Below are 18,751 nucleotides of genomic sequence, written 5' to 3'. Positions count from 1 at the left end.
TCCTCCGGGTCATCCGAGGAACAACTGGCGGCGGGCGGCGGAGGCTTCGAAGGCCTCCAGCCGGCGCTGGGTGTCGGTCGGGGCGGCGTCGCAGATGGCCTGGAGCAGCACCATGGCCAGGGTCATCGGCGCGGTGTGCAGGTCGAAGACGAGCTGCGCGCCGACCGCGGCGGGCAGCACCACGTCGGCGTGCTCGGCGGCCGGGCTGACCGGCGAGTCGGTGATGGCCACCACGGTGAGGCCGGCGGCCCGGGCCTCGCGCAGCGCGTCCAGCGTCTCCCGGGGATAGCGGGGCAGCACGAAGGCGAGCAGGGCGCCCGCCCCGGCCTCGGCGGCCTGTTCGAGGCGGTCGGTGAGCAGGCTGCCGCCGTCGTCGAGCACCCGCACGTCGGGGTGCACCTTGGCGGCGAAGTACGCGAAGTAGGCGGCCAGCGGGGCGGCGGCGCGCAGGCCGAGCACCGGCAGGGGGCGGCTGGCGGCCAGCAGCCTCCCGGTCTCGGCGATCCGGTCCCGGTCGGCGAGCTGCCCGGCCAGGCGGTCGAGGTTGCCGATCTCGGCGCGTACCGCCTGCTGGAGCTCGTTGCCCGCGTCGGTGGCGTCGCCCGGGGCGCCGGCGGTCAGCTCGCGGAGCCGGCGGCGCAGCGCGGGGTAGCCGTCGTGGCCGAGCGCGACCGCGAACCGGGTGACCGACGGCTGGCTGACCCCCGCCAGCTCGGCGACCTCGGCCGCCGACAGGTACGCCGCGGCCGGCGCGTTCTGCACGAGGCAGTGCGCGATGCGGCGCTGGGTGGGGGTGAGCCGGACCCCCTGGAACAGGTCCAGCACCCGCTCGGTGGGTGCCATGACAGCTCCCTCATTCATCAGGTGACTGTATGCATGAAAACTTTCACAGGGCAAGCCCGCTCGCGGAACGCCCGTGGTGCGGGCCAGCGAGTGGCCCGGGGACGCGCAATGGGCCCGCCGCGCGTCCCAGCAGGGAGTCGGGCCTGCGACGGGCGGGCGGGAGGCTGTCGGGCCTGCGACGGGCGGGCGGAGGCGCTGGCGCCGCCTCTGTAGGATCCGCACGGCGGTTGAGCAGAGGAGTTGGCGCATGCAGCCGGCAGGTCCCTACAGGTTCACCCACGTGCTGGGCGGGTCTCCGGTGGGTAAGGCGTGGGCGGCGATCGACGAGCAGGGGCGCCTCGTCACCGTGGCCGTCCTGGACGCCGCCGTCGCCGCGGCCCCCGGCTGGCGGGAGGCGTTCGTCGGGATGACGAACTCGCTGGCGCAGGCGGCGGACCCCCTGCCCTACGCCTACGCCGACTTCTCGGCCGCCGCGCCCTGGGTGGCGTACTCGGCGGAGGTCGGACCGGGGGCGGAGAAGCTGCTCCGTGCACTCGGCGTGGAGTACACGCCGGATCCGACGGCAGCACGGCCGGTCTCCGGGGTGCCTCAGCCGGTCAGCGGCATGCCTCAGCCGGTCAGCGGGGTGACCCCTCCCGTCTCCGGTGTACCGCAGTCGGTCTCCGGTGTTCCGCATCTGCCGTGGGCGATGCACGCAGGTCCGAACCCCACCCAGCCGGTGTCGTCGGCCCCGCACCCGGCCTCGGGCCCGCCGGCGCCAGGCTGGGACGCGCCGACCACCGCGATGCCGGCGCAGCCGGTCGCCGAGAAGCCCCAGTCACCCGCCGCCCAAGCCCCCGCGCCGGCCGGCATCCCGCCGTACGATCCGCTCGCCGCACCTGCTCGCCGGATAGCGCCCTCCGAGACGCGGCGGCGTCGTACCGGGCTCTGGGTCGGGATCGTCGCACTGGTGCTGGTCCTCGTCGGCGGTGCGGGTGCCTTCGCCTGGATCGGGCGCGGGGACACGACCGAGCCGACGGCGAACCCCTCACCCACCGCCGTGGTCCCGTCCGGCGTCTCAAGCTGGTCACCTTCCGCGCGTCCGCAGCAGCCGGGCATCGAGCCGCCACGGCCGGGGGACTGGCCCAAATGGCAGGTCTTCAGCAGGAGCGATGCCGTACGGACACTGAACCCGGACGGCCTGGGCTTCGAGTTCGTGGCACCGGCTGACTGGACGTGCACTCCTGGCGGCAGCACCGAGGGGCAGGTCAAGTACAACTGCGGTGCCTCGATCGGGGACAACGCGGAGGTTGGCGGCGAGCTGATCGTCCGCAACTGTCCTGAATGCGGCGAGGAGCAACGCGACGCCCTGCGCAAGGCGGAGGAGGCGTGGGGACTGCAGTGGCGCAGCGGCGGGCCGTACGTCGTCCTGGCCGAGACCGTGAAGCTGAACGGCGCCAACAAGTACGGCATCGTCGTGGTCGCCTTCTGGCGCTCGGAGCCGGACGGTGCGATCGACCGTCAGCTCGTGCTGCGCATGACCGCCCCGGAGGACTGGATCGACGTCATTCGGCGCGTGGTCAACTCCATCCGTGACAACGCCGAGTTCTGATCTGCGTCCGGACCGGCCGGAGAGAGAGCCCGCGGACGTCGAGCCGTCTGTCTGGATGAGGTTCATGTTGGCGGCTTGGCGAGATTGGTGATTGGCGAGTCGTAGGATACGGATCGCCTCCTGCCTGCTGGCCCCAGGTTCTGCGGTGCCGGCGCCAAGTCGAAGCCACAAGAAGTGGATTCGGCCGTTCCAGTCAGGTATGTGCGGAACCCCCGCGCGATCACCGGACACACGGTCAGTGTCATGTCCGGTACAGCCGGCATGCAGGTCGGAAGGTCCCGCGCGCGGGCCCGGGACCTATGGTTCGCCGCCGACACCCACCTCTATGATGAGCGCGCGAAGTCCCGCTTCGGCCCCGGGCCGATCCGTCATCGGCTCTGGATCCCGCCCTGGAGGCGTGAGCGAAACCCCCGCACGGCGGCACGACCGGCGCTGCCGTGGCAGCGACTGGCCGACCAAGGCTGATACGGAGATGTCATGTTCACCGGTACGGCCAGTGGTCATCCCCAGGGTGATCCACGCCATGCCCCGGCGACATGGCGCAGCGGTGGTCAGCAGCCAGTTCGGACATACGTCGACCCGGCCGCCGGCCCGGGCGGCGAGAACCGCGGAGTCCGCGGGCCGGGCCGCCATCGGGGCCCGAGCCTGGTCGTCCAGCTGACCCGGGCCGGCCGGTCGATCGCCGCAGGGCTGCGGTCCGACCCGGATCAGCGCATCGTCGCCGCACTGGCGCTCCTGGTGGCGACACTCGGACTGGTGCCGATCGCCCTTGCTCCCGCCGATGTCGTCATCTACGCCGGTGTGTCGACCGGAACGCCGACGCTCTACTCGTACACCATCGCGATCGCTGTGGCGTTCGTGCTGGTCACGATGCACACGCGTCGTCGACTCGTTCGCGCCCTCCTCCTGTGGGCGCCGTTTCTCGGGTGGCTGGCCCTGTTCGCCGCGTTCCACTGGGACGCGTCCCCGCGTACCGTGAGTGGCCTGCTGCACTTCGGTCTGGCGGCGATCGTGTTCGCCATCGGCGCCACGGCCGAGCGCGCGGACCGCCGGCACTCGATCCTGCTCTGGGCCTTCGCGGCCGTGGCGTGGCTGCAACTCTTCGCGATCAGCGCGGCGGTGCTCGGTTTTCCGCTGCGACGCGTCTCCGGCCAACAGGCGCTCGACGTGCTCGGGCGTGCCACGGGCCTGACGAGCCATCCGGGCGAGCTGGCGAAGGTCTTGTTCTTCTGCGGCCTGTGCGCACTGACCCTGCCGCAGCGGACGGTGCGGGAACGATGGGTGGCCTGGACGACGCTCGGTGTCGTCCTCATCGGCGTGTCCCTCACCCAGAGTCGCACGGTTCTCGCAGCCGTGGTCTCCATGATCCTCATCTTCATGTTGCTCGAGCTGATGACCGGGCGGTGGCAGAAGAAGTACTTCGTGGTCGTCGGCCTTACCGGGGTGCTCGGCGGGGCGTCGCTACCGTGGCTGATCGAGCGATTCCTGGCGGACCCCGGTGGGGGCTCCCGACAACACCTGCTCGTGGTCGCGGCGGATGCGATCCGCGCGCATCCGTGGGCCGGGGTGGGACCCAACAGCTACGTCGCCGTCGTCGGTGCCTCGGATCCGCTGACCGCGAGCGGCGTGCCCGTACACAACGTGTTGCTGCTGAGCGCCGCCGAGGTGGGCATCGTCGGCGCGCTGCTCCTCTGGCTGCCGTTCGTGCGGACCGCGACGGCGGCCATTCGCTCCGTCTTTCGTACGCGGACCTCGGAGCTGGCACCCAGGGTTCTGGTCAGCGCTCTGCCGGCTCTCGTCCTCATCGGTATGACGGGCTGGGGACTGATGCAGGGACCCTATTTTCTGATGTTGGCGCTCGTAGCGGGCTATTTCCATGCCCGGACGCGGTTCTCGGCGGTTGCGACCGGCAATGGTCGCGACTGAGGCCAGGGCGCCGGCGGGGCGGCGCACGTCTCTGACGGTCGTGTCGGGCCTGCTGGGGCTCTCCACCCTGGCCACGCGGTTCACCACCCTGGTGGTCATGGCGTTGCTGACCAGGGGCGCCGGCGTCGAGGCCGTCGGCTTCTACGGGATGGCCACGCTTTCCGCGTCCTTCACCGCCGCCGCGCTCTCCCTCGGTCTGCCGACCTACCTGACCAGGGAGGCCGCCGCGGGGACGGTCTCGCCACCTGTGGTCGCCCGGATCCATGGCGGCCGTCTCGTCGTGCTGATGTCGGCCGCCGCCGTCGCGTACGTGGTGATCGGCGTGCTTCTTCCCCCGGAAGCGCAGCTCGCCTTCTTCCTGGTCTTCGTCGCCAGCCTCTTCGAACAGTGGAACGAGACGGCGTGGGTCCTCATCCGAGGCACCCGTTCGGCCTGGGCCGAACCGCTCACGAACACCTCCACCGGCCTCCTGCTCATCGGCGCGTGCGCGGTCGACGTGTGGCTGACGGACGGGCTCACCCTCGGTGACGCTGCCGTCTACTTCCTGGTGACGTCGGTCCTCCGGTCGACGGCCGCGGTTCTCGTCGTGCGGATCCTGCCGTCGCTGCGCGCCTCCCGAGGTGCCCGCTCGGCCCAGCACATCAGGCTGGCGCTGCCGTACTTCGCCTCCGACCTGCTCGGTCTCTTCTACTTCCGCGGCGACGTCTTCATCCTCGCGTTCTTCGTCACCGCCGTGGAAGTCGGAGAGTACGTTTCGGCCGCGGCCATCATCGGGCCGGCGGTCCAGGTCGCGGCGTCCATGGGCCTCGGCGCCCTCGCCTATGCCGCGCCGAAGGGAACTTCCGGGACCGCCCAGGCGAACGACCCGCTCACGATCTTCCAGTTCTTCGGGCTCGCGGGCCAGGGCGCCGCCGGCGTCATGTTCATCGGCCTTCCGATCGCGACCGTGGTGCTCTTCGGTGACCAGGCGGGGAACATCCCGGAGCTCGCGATGGTGCTCACCCTGTTCCTCGCACTGCGATTCGCCAACTTCGGTCTGTCCGCCATCCTGCTCGCCCGGGGCCGTGCCGCCAGCCGGTTGATGGTGCTCGTGCTGAGCATCTGCGGCAGCGTCGGATTCAACCTCGCGCTCGACGGCAGGTACGGCGCCTACGGAGCCGCCTGCGCGATGGTGCTGAACGAGCTTGTCGTGGCCGGGTCGCTGCTGTGGTTCCTGCGGATCAAGGAACTGGTGTGGCCGGTCCTCATCTCGTTCGGAGCTGTCGCGGCGGCGGCATGGGCGCTCGCCGGACTGTTGACCGTGATGGGATCCGCTCCGGCGTCCGCCACTCTCGGGGGCGTCATCCTTGCTCTGACTACCGTCAGATTTCTCAGACAACGGAGGGCCGCAGGCAGACTGCGGGCTGCAACGACGGAGGACATGTGAGGGTCGGAATAGTCGGGTGGTTCGGATCGGACAATCTCGGAGACGAGATCCTCCTCCACTCGCTCATCACCTGCGTCCGCGAGGTCAAGGAGAACGCGTCCTTCGTGGTCTTCTGCCCCAACCCGGACCGGGTCGCCGAACTCCATGGCGTGCAGACGGAGCACATGCCCGTACTGCGGGCTCGTGGTGCCTCCGAGCGTCAGGTCGCGGTGCAGCGCGCGATCAAGTCGTGTCAACTGCTTCTGCTCGGCCCCGGAACGGTCTTCCAGGAGCGTTCCCCCAACCTGTCCTGGCCCGGCACCCTGCCGATGTTCGCCCGGATCATCGCGATGGCCAAGCTGGCGGGAACGCCCGTCGCCACCGTCGGCGTCGGCGTGCGCGAGGGGGGAACGCCGGTCGGTCGTCAGATGCTGCGTCTCATGGGCGCGTCCTGCGTCGCGGTGGGTGTGCGCGACGAGCGAACCGCGTCGCACTTCGGCTCCGGCGCAGAGGTCATCGGCGACATGGCGTACACCCTGCCGCTGCCCGAGCTGGATCGGGTCGACTCCGGCCGCCGCTTCGCGCTGTCGATGCGACCGCTCGCGCCCGACCTCGAGGGCTCGCTGCTGGCGGCGCTCACCGGATGTGCCGGTCGGCTCCGCCAGGAGGGATGGTCGGGCACCTTCCTTCCGATGGCCTTCGGCCGGGGAGCACACGGCGAGGACGACCGCGTCATCTACGAGCGCGCCTTCCGCGACCTTCTGGACCTGGACTCCACCCCGTTGGACGGCAGCCGGCCTCTCGTCGGAGCGCTCCGCGACTGGTTGCAGTCGCTCGCCACGAACCAGCTCGTCCTCGGCACCCGCCTGCATGCCGCACTCCTCGCCGTGGCGATCGGTGTTCCGACGGTGGCCATCGCGTACGAGCGGAAGGTCCATGACGCCTTCGTCGACCTGGGGCTCCGCGAGTACCTGGTGCCACCGGACGTCGACGCCGACACGCTCTACCGCACGGCGACCGCGGCTGCCGCGTCCGCCGAGCAGTTCCGGGAGGCCGCCCAGCGGGTCGCGGCCCAGGGACGGATCGCGCAAGGGTTCGTCACGACGCTCGTGAAGCGGCTGGGCTGATGCGCGTCCTCCTGCTCACCCCGTTCGCGCCCAACGCGCACCACTACCATGCTGCGGCCGACACGATCGTGCAGCTCACCCCGCGGTTGGCTGAGCAGGTCGACCTCTTCGTCTACTCGCCGGAGCACACGGCGCCGGCGGAGCCGGACGATCTGAAGTACACGTTGTTGCCCGCCACGGTCACCGCTCGTCCGAGCCACCGGGACCGTCTCCGCCTGGAACCGGCATGGCTCCGCCAGGCGTGGCCGCGAGAAGCGACCCGGGAGGCCGCCGAGCTCATCCGCCGGATCCGGCCTGACGTCGTGCACTCGGAGTACCTGCAGTCCGCCGAGGTCGTCGGGATCAGCCCCGCGTCGGTGCTGGGCCTGCACGACATCACCGAGAAGGTGATGCTGGAGTCCTACCGGGCGTCATCCGGCCTGGAACGGCCGTACCGTCTCATCGAGCTGCTTCGGACGCGACGGTTCGAACGCGCCGCGATCCGCCAGGCGGACGCCGTCATCACCCTGTCCGACGCCGACTTCGCGGTCGCCGCCGCACGCAATCCGAACACCGTGCTCGCCCGGCCGGGAATCCACGTCGGCGACCGGTCCTGGTCGCCGCCGCCAGCGACGGAGCGACCGCGACTGGTGTTCGCCGGGGCGATGTGGCGACGCGCGAACGCGCTCGTCGCCCAGTTCCTCGCGCGCGAGGTGATGCCGCTGGTGTGGCAGGGCCTGCCGCAGGCGGAACTCAGAATCGTCGGGGCGGAGCCGTCCGCCGACGTGGTCGGCCTCGGCGAGAGCGACGGCAGGGTGGTGGTGACGGGTGCGGTGCCCGACCTCCGGTCGGAGATGCTCGACGCCCACGCCGTCGTCGTGCCGTCGATCGTGGGCGGCGGAGTGCTGATGAAGGTGGCACACGCCATGGCCCTCGGCTGTCCCGTCATCACGTCGAGTGGACCGGCCGCGTCCGTACGCGGTGACGCCTCGATGTTGTACACCGCGTCGACGGCCGACGAGATCGCGGCGGCGGTCCGGGCCGCGGTCGAGTCACCCGACGACGCCGCGCAGCGCGGGCGGCGTGCCCGTGCACACATCGAGCGGACGTTCCGTTGGGACGACACGGTCCGCTCGTACCTCGACGCCTACGGGATTGCGAGTCGACAGTGAAAATCGCAGCCATCATCGTCTCCTACAACTCGGCCCGGGAGCTTCCCCTGAGTCTGGGCTGCCTGGGCGCCCTGCCGGTGGACGATGTCGTGGTCGTGGACAACTCCTCCACGGACGACAGCGTCGAGGTCGCGAAGTCCTTCGGGTATCCGGTCGTCTCGCTGCCCAACGTGGGCTTCGGCAAGGCGATCAACGCCGCGGCGGAGACCCTCCCCGACGCTGACGCCTACTTCCTCCTCAATCCCGACTGCCACATCGACCCCGAGTCGTTCGCGCACCTCGTGGAGGCACTGCGGGCCGACTCGAAGCTGGGCGTGGTCGCGCCGCTGATGCGATACCCGGACGGGCGCTTCGGAATCTCGGCGGGGCCCGAGCCGAGCATCGCGAAGGAATGGCTGGCGGCGCTGAAGGTCGACCATCTCGTGCCGAGGCGACTGAAGCAGCACCTGGCTCGGGCGACGCCCTTGCGCAAGAAGTTCAAGATGCTCGAGTATCTCGATGTCGAACCGACCGGCCAGGTGCGCGAAACCGCCTGGGTGTCGGGGTTCTGCATGCTCGTACGGGGTGAGGCGTTCAGGTCCATCGGTGGGTTCGACCCCCGCTTCTTCCTCTACTTCGAGGACGTCGACCTGTGCACGCAGTTGCGCGCCGGTGGCTGGGGTGTCGCGTCGGTCGGGACGAGTGTCGCCGAGCACAAGGAGAGCACCAGCACCGGTGCGGTTGGGAAGAACCCCCTGTACCGGTCCGGCATGTATGTCTATTTCGCGAAGCATGGCACGCGGGGTCAGCGACTCCTCGCGTCAGCCCTGAGGAGGCTGCCGATTTGAAGATTCTGTTTGTGGCGCCGTGGATCCCGGCATCGGTCCGCCCACGCAGCCTCGTGATCCTGGAGATGCTCGCCGCCGAGCACGATGTCCGCTTCCTGGGGCTGGTGCACGACGAGGAGGAGGCGCGGCTGGCGGAGCTCCTGCCGGTCAAGGAGCGCACCCTCGTCCCCAACCCACGCGTCGGTTCCATGCTGCGCTCCGCGCGGGCACTCGGCACCGGGGTCTCGTTGCAGACGGGGTACGCGAGCCCGAAGGCGCTCACCGACGCGCTGCGGCGGGAGTTGGACGGCTTCCAGCCGGACGTCGTGCACCTCAACGTCTTCCGTACCGTCCACCTGGTCGAGGCCTGTGGCTCGACGCCGGTCATCGTCGACCTGGACGAGTTCCGCAGCGAGTACTACGAGCAACTCGCCTCGCACGGACCCAGCCCCGCCTGGCGGGCGTTGGGCCGCGTGGAGGCACCCCGGATGCGGGCCCGGGAGGACAAGTTGGTCGGCATGGGGGTTCCCCTGATGCTCTCCGCCCCGTCCCTGCCCGGCCAGGAGCGGCCCAACACGTTCCTCGTCAGAAGCCCCTGCGACTTCTCCGTGCAGCGGCAGGCGGGCCCGATCGCACCGACGGTCCTGTTCGTCGGCCGGCTCAGCTACGAGGCGAACGTCAACGGCCTGATGTGGTTCGTGCGTGAGTGCTGGCAGGGCATTCGGGACGCCGTCCCGGACGCCCGGCTCCGGATCGTCGGCACGGACCCGCCCAAGGCGGTGCAGGAACTGGTCGGAAACGGCATCGAACTCCACGCCAACGCGCCCGCGGTCGAGCCCCACTACACGGATGCTGCCGTCGCCATCGCGCCGATCTTCCGGGGCACCGGCGTCCAGCTGAAGCTCATCCAGGCGATGTCGGCTGGCGTTCCGAGCGTGACGACCAGCATGGTGGCCGACCGCGCGGGTGTGGCGGACGGTGTCCACGTCCGCGTCGCCGACGACGGGGCTGGCTGGATCGCGGCGGTCAGTGAGCTGCTGTCCGCGCCCGAGACCGCCGCGCGACTGGCCGCCAACGGACGGGAGTGGGTGGCGGCACACCACAGCTCGGCGGCGGTTCGCCTGCAGTTGCAGGCGGCGTACGCCTCGCTTTCCACCGGTGCGCAGATGGACGGCACGCCCGGTCGGTGAGCCGAGCCAGCAGACGCTGGATGACGGCGCTGCGCGCCGGCGGGCCCGGACCCGCCGGCGTGCAGCATCCGGCCGCGACCGTGGCACCGATCGGCGACCTGCGACGGTGAGTCGTCGGTACCGGTTGTGCGAGCAATAGGCAGCCTCTCGCATTCTGAGTAGAGCGCGGTGGTAATCACCCGTCTTCTTCGGTCCGCCACTTGGTAATAGCGGCGGGGGCTTACCCCTTGGCATTCGCCACCAGATGGTCCGAACGGCTGAGCCGCCGATGACGTTGATCGACGAAGATGGGCTGCGTCTGTGCCGAAGGGCAACGCCGTCCATTGTCAACGATGGACGTTCATCCCACGGGGAGTCTGGCGTGTATCAAGTTCGTCGAGCTTGTCGGTCGGTCGTGGCGGGGCTCGCGCTCGCCGCTGTCGCGACCGCGGCAACCGTGTCCGGCGGGGGTGCCGCGTCCGCGGCTCCGCCGGACGACAAGAAGGTTGCGGGGATCCTGGGTGCCGCCGACATGGGGGCCATCAAGGACAGTTACATCGTGGTGTTCAAGGACGGCAAGGCCACGCCGGCCGAGGTCGGTGCGAACGCCACCGCGTTGACCAAGCGGTACGGCGGCACGGTGTCGCGCACGTACACGCGCACGATCCGGGGTTTCGCGGCGCGCATGAACGAGGCGCAGGCGAAGCGGCTGGCCGCCAGCCCCGAGGTGGCCTACGTCAAGCAGAACCGCAAGGTGTCCAAGAGCGACACCCAGTTGGACACGCCGTCGTGGGGGCTGGACCGGCTGGACCAGATCTTCGCGCCGATGAACAAGCGGTACACGTACCCGAACACGGCGAGCAACGTGCACGCCTACGTCATCGACAGCGGCATCCGGATCACGCACCAGGAGTTCGGCGGGCGCGCCAGCAACGGCTACGACTTCATCGACAACGACCCGGTCGCGAATGACTGCGACGGGCACGGCACGCACGTCGCGGGCACCATCGGCGGCACCAACTACGGTGTGGCCAAGGCCGTGCAGCTGGTGGGCGTGCGGGTGCTCGACTGCGAGGGCAACGGCACGGAGGCCGGTGTCATCGCCGGCATCGAGTGGGTCACGGCGAACGCGGTGAAGCCGGCGGTGGCGAACATGAGCCTCGGCGGTGGAGCCAGCACCGCGATCGACGCCGCGGTGGAGGCGTCCATCGCCTCCGGGATCACCTACGCTGTCGCCGCCGGCAACAGCCAGGACGACGCCTGCTCGTACTCGCCGGCCCGCGCGGCCTCGGCGATCACGGTGGGCGCCACGGACGAGGTCGACTTCCGCGCCTCGTTCTCCAACTACGGGCCGTGTGTGGACATCCACGCGCCGGGGCACCACATCCCGTCCTCGGTAATCACCAGCGACACCGCGATCGGCAAGTACAGCGGCACCTCGATGGCCAGCCCGCACGTCGCTGGCGCCGCCGCGCTGCTGCTGTCGGCGAACCCGTCCTGGGCGCCCACCCAGGTGCGTAACGTCATCGTCTACGGCGGCACCCGACGGGTCGTGCGGAACACCGCCGCCTACAACACCAGCGACGTGATGCTGCGCATCGGCACCACCGCCGTGCCGCAGGTCACCGGCCTGCGGTCCCTGACCAACGGCAAGAACGTCTCGGTCGGCGCCGGCGGCACCCAGCCGCTGACCCCCACCCAGCCCATGAACCAGATGGGTGACTCGGAGAAGTTCACCGTGATCGACGCCGGCAGCGGCTACATCGCGCTCGCGTCCTGGGCCAACGGAAAGCACGTCACCGCCACGGCCGGCGGCACCGCCGCGCTGTACGCCAACAGCAGCACCATCACCGACGCCCAGCGGTTCCAGGTCGTCATGAACGGCGACGGCACCACCAGCCTGATTGCCAAGATCAACGGAAAGTACGTCACCGCCCCGTCCGGCGGCACCCTGCCCCTTGTCAACAACGCCACCGCCATCGGTGTGGCCGAGAAGTTCATCTGGGCCTCACCCGCCGCGGTCGTCGTGCTGCGAGCAACTGTCAACGGCAAGTTCGTGACGGCAGCGGACGCCGGCAAGAGCGCTCTGATCGCCAACTCCACCACCGCGACCAGCGACTGGCAGAAGTTCGACATGCTCGATATGGGCGCCGACGCCGTCGCATTCCGCTCCCACGTCAACAAGCGCTTCGTCAGCGCGCCGTCGGGCGGTACCCGGCCGCTCATCGCCAACGCCACCACGATCGGCGCGGAGCAGTCCTTCTGGCTCTTCCACTGGGGTGACGGCAACCTGCTGTTCCAGTCGCAGACCAACTACAACCTGGTGCAGGCACCGAACAGCGGCAGCTCGCCGCTGATCGCGAGCTTCGATCCGTTCGTGGCCGATCCGGGCCCGTCGACGATGTTCACCTACGAGGTCCTGAAGGTCGGCTGAACACCAGCGACTGAGGGCCCCGTCCTGACGTGACGGATCCAGTGGGCCGCCGAGACACGTGCGATGCGCGTCTCGGCGGCCCATCCGCGTCACCGCGACACTGACCGGCTGGTGCCGGCCCCGGGGTCTGCCCGCACCAGGGGCTTCGCATACATTTGCTGCATGGCCGACGCCTCGTTGCTACTTCGCCGCGCCGGCTTCGGTCCCACTTCCGCCGAGCTGGCTGCTGCGAAGAAGGCAGGGTACGAGGCGACGGTCGCCGCCCTGACAGCGCCGACAGCGCCGGACGTGGGGGCCCTGAAGGCTCCCGTGCCGGGACTCGGCCCGGATCCCTTCGCCGGGTTGTCGAACCCCACTCCCAGCCAGCGGAGCAAGGGGGATGAGGAGCGCCGGGAGCAGACGAAGCGGATCACCCAGTGGTGGCTGGACCGCCTCACCGTCGCAGACCACCAGACCCGCGAGAAGCTGTGGTTCTTCTGGCACGGGCACTGGGCCACCTCGGTCCGGAAGGTGATCCGCCCGCAACTGATGCTCGTGCAGCACAGGACGCTGCGCAGCTCGCTCGACTTCGCGACGATGGCACATCGGATGATCACCGACCCGGCGCTCATCTACTGGCTCGACGGGCAACTGAACACGCGGACCGCGCCGAACGAGAATCTCGGCCGCGAGTTGATGGAACTCTTCATGCTCGGCATCGGCAGGTACACCGAACGGGACGTGAAGGAGGCGGGCCGTGCGCTGACCGGCTGGAAGATCGACTACGACCGCGGGCGCGCGTACTTCAGTCCCGCCTCACACGATGGCGGCAGGAAGAGCATCCTCGGTGTCACGAAGGACTTCGACGCCCACTCGCTGGTGGATCTGCTGCTCAAGCACGAGGCCTGCCCGGGGTTCATCGCCGAGCGGTTGTGGTTCCGGTACGCCTCGTCGGCCGACCTGATCCCGATGCCCACCCGCGACAACATGGTCCGCGCGTTCCCGGACTCGATGGCCATGCTGCGGAAGCTCTTCGAGGACGACGCGTTCCAGGCCAGCGCCGGCAAGCTGGTCAAGCAGCCCACGGAGTGGTTCGTCGGCGCGATGCGGCAGTTGGGTCTGCGGCCGGGGAGGCTGTCCGACGAGATGCTGACGTACGCCCTCAACGCCCTGGAGCGAATGGGGCAGTTGCCGTTCGCGCCCCCGAGTGTCGAGGGATGGGCCGCAGGAGCGGAGTGGCTGACGGTCGGGGCGGCGCAGGTCCGCCTGAACCTTGCCGGCCGGATCGCCCAACTGGTCCCCGCCCAGCGGCTGACTCCGGAAGACGTGGCGCACGTCCTGGCTGTCGAAACATGGACCAACAGGACGTACTCGGCCCTGAAGGGCACTACCGATCCGCAGCGCCTGCTGACCCTCGGGTTGGTCAGCCCGGAATATCTGGTGACGTGACATGGACGCATTGACCCGGCGCAGGTTTCTCCTGGCTTCCGGCGTCGTCGGCGGCAGCGCCATCGCCGCCGGGGTAGGGGGCCTGGGCCTGGCGGAGCTCCTGCGGACCGCGAGCGACGCGTCTGCCGGGGAAGACCACCGGAAGAAACGCAAGTTGGTCATCGTCACGCTGTACGGCGGCAACGACGGGCTCAACACGGTAGTCCCCTACGCGGATCCGGCGTACTACGCGGCCCGACCTGAGCTGGCCTACGAGCCTGATCGGGTGCTTCGGATCGACGATTCGCTCGGGTTGAATCCGGTGATGAAGGGCCTGAGTCGACTGTGGAGCGGGCAGCGCCTGGCTGTCGTCCTCGGGGCCGGATATCCCAAACCGGACCGCAGTCATTTCCGGTCCATGGACATCTGGCAGACCGCCTCACCGAGCGATCCGGCCACCTCCGGCTGGGTCGGCCGATGGTTGGACGGCATCAAGGCCGCGCCAGAGGCCGCGGTGAGCTTCGAGCCCATGCTCCCGCCCCTGCTCGTGGGAGAGACCCGTACCGGGGCCTGTGTGAGTATCGGTGGGCTCAAGTTGCCGGCCGGAGTCACCACCGAGATGATCGGGGTGCTCGGGCGGCGGGAGCCGAACGAATCCGAGATGCAGGCACGGGCTGCGGACGCCTATGCGAATCTCATCAAGATTGACCAGCTCATCCGGGACGCCGAAGCGGTGGACGCCAGGGCGGACCTCCCCGCCGAACCGGACATCGCGGCGACGGGCACGGGCGGGGCGAACCTCCTTTCCGAACAGCTTTCCCGGGTGGCCCACTGCGTCGAAGCGGGGGTCCCCACCCGCGTGTATTCGGTGAGCCTCGGTGGATTCGACACGCACGCGGCGGAGAGGCCCGGCCACGAGCTGCTGTTGCGCCAGCTCGACCAGGCGTTGGCCGACTTCGCGGGCAGGCTGGCGCGGACCGAGGCCGGTCAACGGGTGACCGTGGTCGTGTACAGCGAGTTTGGTCGGCGGGTTCGTGCGAACGCCTCCGACGGCACCGACCACGGCACCGCCGGGCCCGTCTTCGTTCTGGGTCCTCAGATCGCGGGCGGACTCTACGGGGAGCAGCCGAGCCTGACCGACCTGGACGACGGCGACCTCAAGGCGACGACGGACTTCCGGGATGTCTTCGGTACGCTGCTGGCCTCGGTGTTGGATGCGGACCCGGCACGCTATCTCGGCGGGTACGAACCGAAGATGCTGCCGTTCCTCCCGCGCGACTGAAACCTGGCCCTGGTGAGCGCCCTGCCGGGCGCCCGGCGACGATCACCAGGCCCGCAGCGGGCGCGACACCGCACACTGGCCCGCCCACTCGCCGGGAACGCTGGTCACCGTCCGGCGGAAGCGGCTATCTTCCGCCGCAGGCGGGGTCAGCTCCCACATCCTGGCTGGCGGTGAACGCGCGGCAGGCCTGGTAGTTCGGCAGCAGTCCCGATTCCCGCGCCTCGGCCAGGCTCGGCGCGGCTGCGTCCCGGGCCGACAGCTGCGGTGACTCCGCCGGCCAGTCGATCGCCAGTTCGGGGTCGAGCGGGTGCACGGTGTGCTCAGCCGTGGGGTTGTACGTGGTGGAGCAGAGGTAGCTCAGGGTCGCGTCGTCGGTGAGGGCGCAGAAGCCGTGGCCCAGCCCCTCGCTGACGTAGACGGCGCGCCGGTCGACGTCGTCGAGGCGGATCGCCTCCCACCGCGCGAAGGTCGGCGAGCCCACGCGGATGTCCACGACCACGTCGATGACGGCACCGCGTACGCAGGTCACGTACTTGGCCTGGCCGGGTGGCACGTCGGCGAAGTGGATGCCGCGGACCACGCTGCGCGCGGAGACCGACAGGTTGCCCTGGGCGAGTCGGAGTGGATGCCCGACCGCGGCAGCGAGCTGGTCGAAGCGGTACCACTCCATGAACAGCCCGCGCGGGTCGCCGTGTTGCTTCGGGTTGATCTCCCAGGCCCCGTCGATGCTCAGCGGTCGGATCTTCATCGGTGGGTGTCCCCGGGCTGGTGTTCGGCGAGCAGGCCGAGCAGGTAGTCGCCGTATCCGCTCTTGCTCAGGGACTGGGCGAGCGTACGGAGGTGGTGGTCGTCGATCAGGCCGGCCCGCCAGGCGACCTCCTCGACGCATCCGATCTTCAGGCCCTGGCGTTCTTCGATGACCCGCACGAACTCGGCGGCCTGCATCATCGAGGTGAAGGTGCCGGTGTCGAGCCAGGCGGTGCCCCGGTCCAGCACCGTCACCGACAGCTCGCCCCATTCGCGGTAGGTCTCGTTGACCGCCGTGATCTCCAGTTCGCCACGGGCGCTGGGGGTCAGCTTGCCGGCGATGTCCACCACACGGTTGTCGTAGAAGTAGAGGCCGGGCACGGCGTAGCGGGACCTGGGGCGGGCGGGTTTCTCCTCGATCGACAGCACGCGCCCGGCCGGATCGAAGTCGACGACCCCGTACTCTCCGGGGTTGGCCACCGGGTAGGCGAAGATCCGCCCACCGACCAGGTCGCCGTGGCCGGGGAGCTGCCGGCCCAGGCCGACGCCGTGGAAGATGTTGTCGCCGAGGATGAGTGCCACCGACTCGTCGCCGATGAAGTCCGCGCCCAGAAGGAACGCCTGCGCGATGCCCTCCGGGCGGGCCTGCGTGCGGTACTCCAACCGCAGGCCCCACTGGCTGCCGTCACCGAGCAGCCGCTGGAACTGGGACTGGTCCTCCGGCGTCGTGATGATCAGGATCTCTCGCACCTCTGCCATGATCAGGGTGGAGAGCGGGTAGTACACCATCGGCTTGTCGAACACCGGCATCAGCTGCTTCGACACGGCACGGGTGATCGGCCACAACCGGGACCCGGTGCCACCGGCGAGAAGGATTCCGCGCACCGGGGGAGACTACCCGCACCGGCGGGCGCCTGAGAACGGGCTCGCTGCACCGGTTGTCCTGGGGTTTCGCGTACACTCTCCGACCCGTGAGGATCCTCGTCACCGGCGGTGCCGGCTTCATCGGGTCGGAGTACGTTCGGATGCTGCTGGGCGTGCCCGGTGGTGACGCCGCGAGGGTGCCGGCCGTCGAACCCTCGGCGGTGACCGTGCTCGACGCGTTGACGTATTCGGGCAACCTCGCCAACCTCGCACCGGTGGCCGAGGATCCCCGGCTGCGGTTCGTGCACGGGGACATCCGCGACGCCGCCGTGGTCGACGAGGTCGTTGCCGGCCACGACGTGATCGTGCACTTCGCCGCGGAATCCCACGTCGACCGGTCGATCGACGGCGCCGCCCCCTTCGTCACCACGAACGTGCTCGGCACCCAGAACCTGCTCGACGCCGCGCTGCGGCACGGCACCTCCCGGTTCGTGCACGTCTCCACCGACGAGGTGTACGGGTCCATCGCAGAGGGCTCCTGGACCGAGGACTGGCCGCTGGCGCCGAACTCGCCGTACTCGGCCTCCAAGGCCGGCTCCGATCTGCTGGCGCTGGCCTACCACCGCACCCACGGCATGGACGTCGTGGTCACCCGCTGCTCCAACAACTACGGGCCGTACCAGTACCCGGAGAAGGTCGTCCCGCTGTTCGTCACCAACCTGCTCGACGGCGGCACCGTGCCGCTCTACGGCGACGGCGGCAACATCCGGGACTGGCTGCACGTGCACGACCACTGCCGGGGCATCGCACTCGTCCAGGAGAGGGGCCGCGCCGGCGAGGTCTACCACGTCGGCGGCGGTACCGAACTCGCCAACGTCGAACTCACCCGCCGGCTGATCGAGGCCTGCGGCGCCAGCTGGGACCAGGTCGTGCCCGTCGCCGACCGCAAAGGCCACGACCGCCGCTACTCCCTGGACATCAGCAAGATCAGCACCGAGCTCGGGTACGCCCCGAGCATCGACCTGGAGCGCGGCCTGGCGCAGACCGTGCAGTGGTACCGGGACAACCGGGCCTGGTGGGAGCCGCTGAAAGCGGGCACCAAGCCGCTGGTCGCCCCGTGAGCCGGCTGCTGGTCACCGGCGCCGGCGGCATGCTGGGCAGGGACCTGGTCGCCGTCCTGCGCTCCCGAGGTGACCTCTCCGTCAGGGCCACCACGCGCGCCGAGCTCGACATCACCGACCCGCAGGCGGTGCGAGCCGCCGTCGCCGGACACGACATGGTGATCAACACCGCCGGGTGGACCGACGTGGACGGGGCCGAGGCGCAGGAGGAGGCCGCCACCGCCGTCAACGGCCACGCCGTCGCCCACCTCGCCGAAGCCTGTGCCGCCACCGGCGCGCGGATGATCCACCTGTCCACCGACTACGTCTTCTCCGGCGACGCCACCGAACCGTATGCGGAGGATGCCACCACGTTCCCGGTCAACGCGTACGGGCGCAGCAAGCTCGCCGGGGAACTCGCCGTCACCCGGCTTCTCCCCGACAGCGGTTACATCGTGCGCACCGCCTGGCTCTACGGCGAACACGGGCCGAACTTCGTCGCGACCATGCTGCGACTGGCCGCCCATCGAGAGCACCTCGACGTGGTCGACGACCAGCGGGGGCAGCCGACCTGGTCGTACGCGCTGGCCGAGCAGCTCGTCGCGTTGGCCGACGCTGCGCTCGCCGGCCGCGCGGCCCCCGGCGTCTACCACGGCACCGCATCGGGCCAGACCACCTGGTACGGCCTCGCCCGCGCCGTGTTCACCCTCCGCGGCCTCGACGCCGACCGCATCCGACCGACCACCAGCGACCGCTACCGGCGCCCGGCTCCCCGTCCCGCGTACAGCGTTCTGGCCCACGACCGCTGGGCGGCGGCAGGCCTGCGGCCGCTGGCGGACTGGCGCTCGGCCCTCACCAAGGCGCTGGACACCCTCCACTAGAGGGTTTCACCTGGGGCG

Annotated in this window: 15 protein-coding genes; 12 read left to right on the top strand and 3 right to left on the bottom strand. The window is 70.0% G+C overall.

The annotated features are described in order from the left end of the window. Positions 1 to 9: 9 nt before the first annotated feature. On the bottom strand, positions 10 to 861 hold the full coding sequence (locus DER29_RS05465; protein ID WP_121396331.1) for a MurR/RpiR family transcriptional regulator: 852 nt from the start codon (positions 859 to 861) through the stop codon (positions 10 to 12). 229 nt (positions 862 to 1,090) lie between these two features. Here DER29_RS05465 and DER29_RS05460 point away from each other — a divergent pair, with 229 nt between their 5' ends. The 10 genes from DER29_RS05460 (at position 1,091) to DER29_RS05420 (ending at position 15,141) form a co-directional block, all read left to right on the top strand. After that, the gene (locus DER29_RS05460; RefSeq protein ID WP_121396330.1) at positions 1,091 to 2,434 is read left to right on the top strand and encodes a hypothetical protein; all 1,344 of its coding nucleotides are present in this window, start codon (positions 1,091 to 1,093) and stop codon (positions 2,432 to 2,434) included. A 477-nt stretch (positions 2,435 to 2,911) separates the two neighbouring features. Next, entirely contained in the window at positions 2,912 to 4,360 is a 1,449-nt protein-coding gene (locus DER29_RS05455) for an O-antigen ligase (RefSeq protein WP_148709981.1), read from the top strand. Between the two features lie 40 nt (positions 4,361 to 4,400). Further along, a complete protein-coding gene (locus DER29_RS34080; protein ID WP_158618976.1) occupies positions 4,401 to 5,786 on the top strand; it encodes a hypothetical protein in 1,386 nt (461 codons plus the stop codon). Next, entirely contained in the window at positions 5,783 to 6,892 is a 1,110-nt protein-coding gene (locus DER29_RS05450) for a polysaccharide pyruvyl transferase family protein (RefSeq protein ID WP_158618975.1), read from the top strand. Before DER29_RS34080 ends, DER29_RS05450 begins: the two co-directional genes overlap by 4 nt. Beyond that, on the top strand, positions 6,892 to 8,043 hold the full coding sequence (locus DER29_RS05445) for a glycosyltransferase (protein ID WP_121396327.1): 1,152 nt from the start codon (positions 6,892 to 6,894) through the stop codon (positions 8,041 to 8,043). The genes DER29_RS05450 and DER29_RS05445 overlap by 1 nt, the downstream gene beginning before the upstream one ends. Further along, positions 8,040 to 8,870: a glycosyltransferase family 2 protein gene (locus tag DER29_RS05440; RefSeq protein ID WP_158618974.1), complete on the top strand. Its 831-nt coding sequence runs from the start codon at positions 8,040 to 8,042 to the stop codon at positions 8,868 to 8,870. The genes DER29_RS05445 and DER29_RS05440 overlap by 4 nt, the downstream gene beginning before the upstream one ends. After that, on the top strand, positions 8,867 to 10,039 hold the full coding sequence (locus DER29_RS05435; protein ID WP_148709980.1) for a glycosyltransferase family 4 protein: 1,173 nt from the start codon (positions 8,867 to 8,869) through the stop codon (positions 10,037 to 10,039). The genes DER29_RS05440 and DER29_RS05435 overlap by 4 nt, the downstream gene beginning before the upstream one ends. A 268-nt stretch (positions 10,040 to 10,307) precedes the next feature. Then, positions 10,308 to 12,452 (top strand): S8 family serine peptidase, encoded by a 2,145-nt coding sequence (locus tag DER29_RS05430; RefSeq protein WP_121396324.1) that lies wholly within the window; start codon positions 10,308 to 10,310, stop codon positions 12,450 to 12,452. Between the two features lie 162 nt (positions 12,453 to 12,614). Continuing rightward, positions 12,615 to 13,880 carry a DUF1800 family protein gene (locus DER29_RS05425; RefSeq protein WP_121399021.1) on the top strand — a complete coding sequence of 422 codons (1,266 nt, stop codon included), beginning with the start codon at positions 12,615 to 12,617 and terminating at the stop codon, positions 13,878 to 13,880. Position 13,881: 1 nt separating this feature from the next. Continuing rightward, positions 13,882 to 15,141, top strand: a complete 1,260-nt coding sequence (locus tag DER29_RS05420) for a DUF1501 domain-containing protein (RefSeq protein WP_121396323.1) — start codon at positions 13,882 to 13,884, stop codon at positions 15,139 to 15,141. A 124-nt stretch (positions 15,142 to 15,265) separates the two neighbouring features. On the opposite strand, the gene DER29_RS05415 is transcribed toward DER29_RS05420, so the two are convergent. Together DER29_RS05415 and rfbA are read right to left on the bottom strand one after the other, a co-directional pair. Then, positions 15,266 to 15,889: a dTDP-4-dehydrorhamnose 3,5-epimerase family protein gene (locus DER29_RS05415; protein WP_121396322.1), complete on the bottom strand. Its 624-nt coding sequence runs from the start codon at positions 15,887 to 15,889 to the stop codon at positions 15,266 to 15,268. Beyond that, a complete protein-coding gene (gene rfbA / locus DER29_RS05410) occupies positions 15,886 to 16,773 on the bottom strand; it encodes a glucose-1-phosphate thymidylyltransferase RfbA (protein WP_121396321.1) in 888 nt (295 codons plus the stop codon). Before rfbA ends, DER29_RS05415 begins: the two co-directional genes overlap by 4 nt. 86 nt (positions 16,774 to 16,859) lie before the next feature. Between rfbA and rfbB the strand changes: the two genes are divergently transcribed. Beyond that, positions 16,860 to 17,873, top strand: coding sequence for a dTDP-glucose 4,6-dehydratase (gene rfbB / locus DER29_RS05405; protein WP_121396320.1), 1,014 nt, complete (start codon positions 16,860 to 16,862; stop codon positions 17,871 to 17,873). After that, complete coding sequence (rfbD, locus tag DER29_RS05400) at positions 17,870 to 18,733, top strand: dTDP-4-dehydrorhamnose reductase (protein WP_121396319.1); 864 nt, start codon at positions 17,870 to 17,872, stop codon at positions 18,731 to 18,733. Before rfbB ends, rfbD begins: the two co-directional genes overlap by 4 nt. Positions 18,734 to 18,751 lie beyond the last annotated feature (18 nt).

The sequence above is a fragment of the Micromonospora sp. M71_S20 genome (assembly GCF_003664255.1).
GTDB lineage: Bacteria > Actinomycetota > Actinomycetes > Mycobacteriales > Micromonosporaceae > Micromonospora.
Note: the sequence above shows the minus strand (reverse complement) of the source record. Positions and strands in the feature narration are given on the sequence as shown.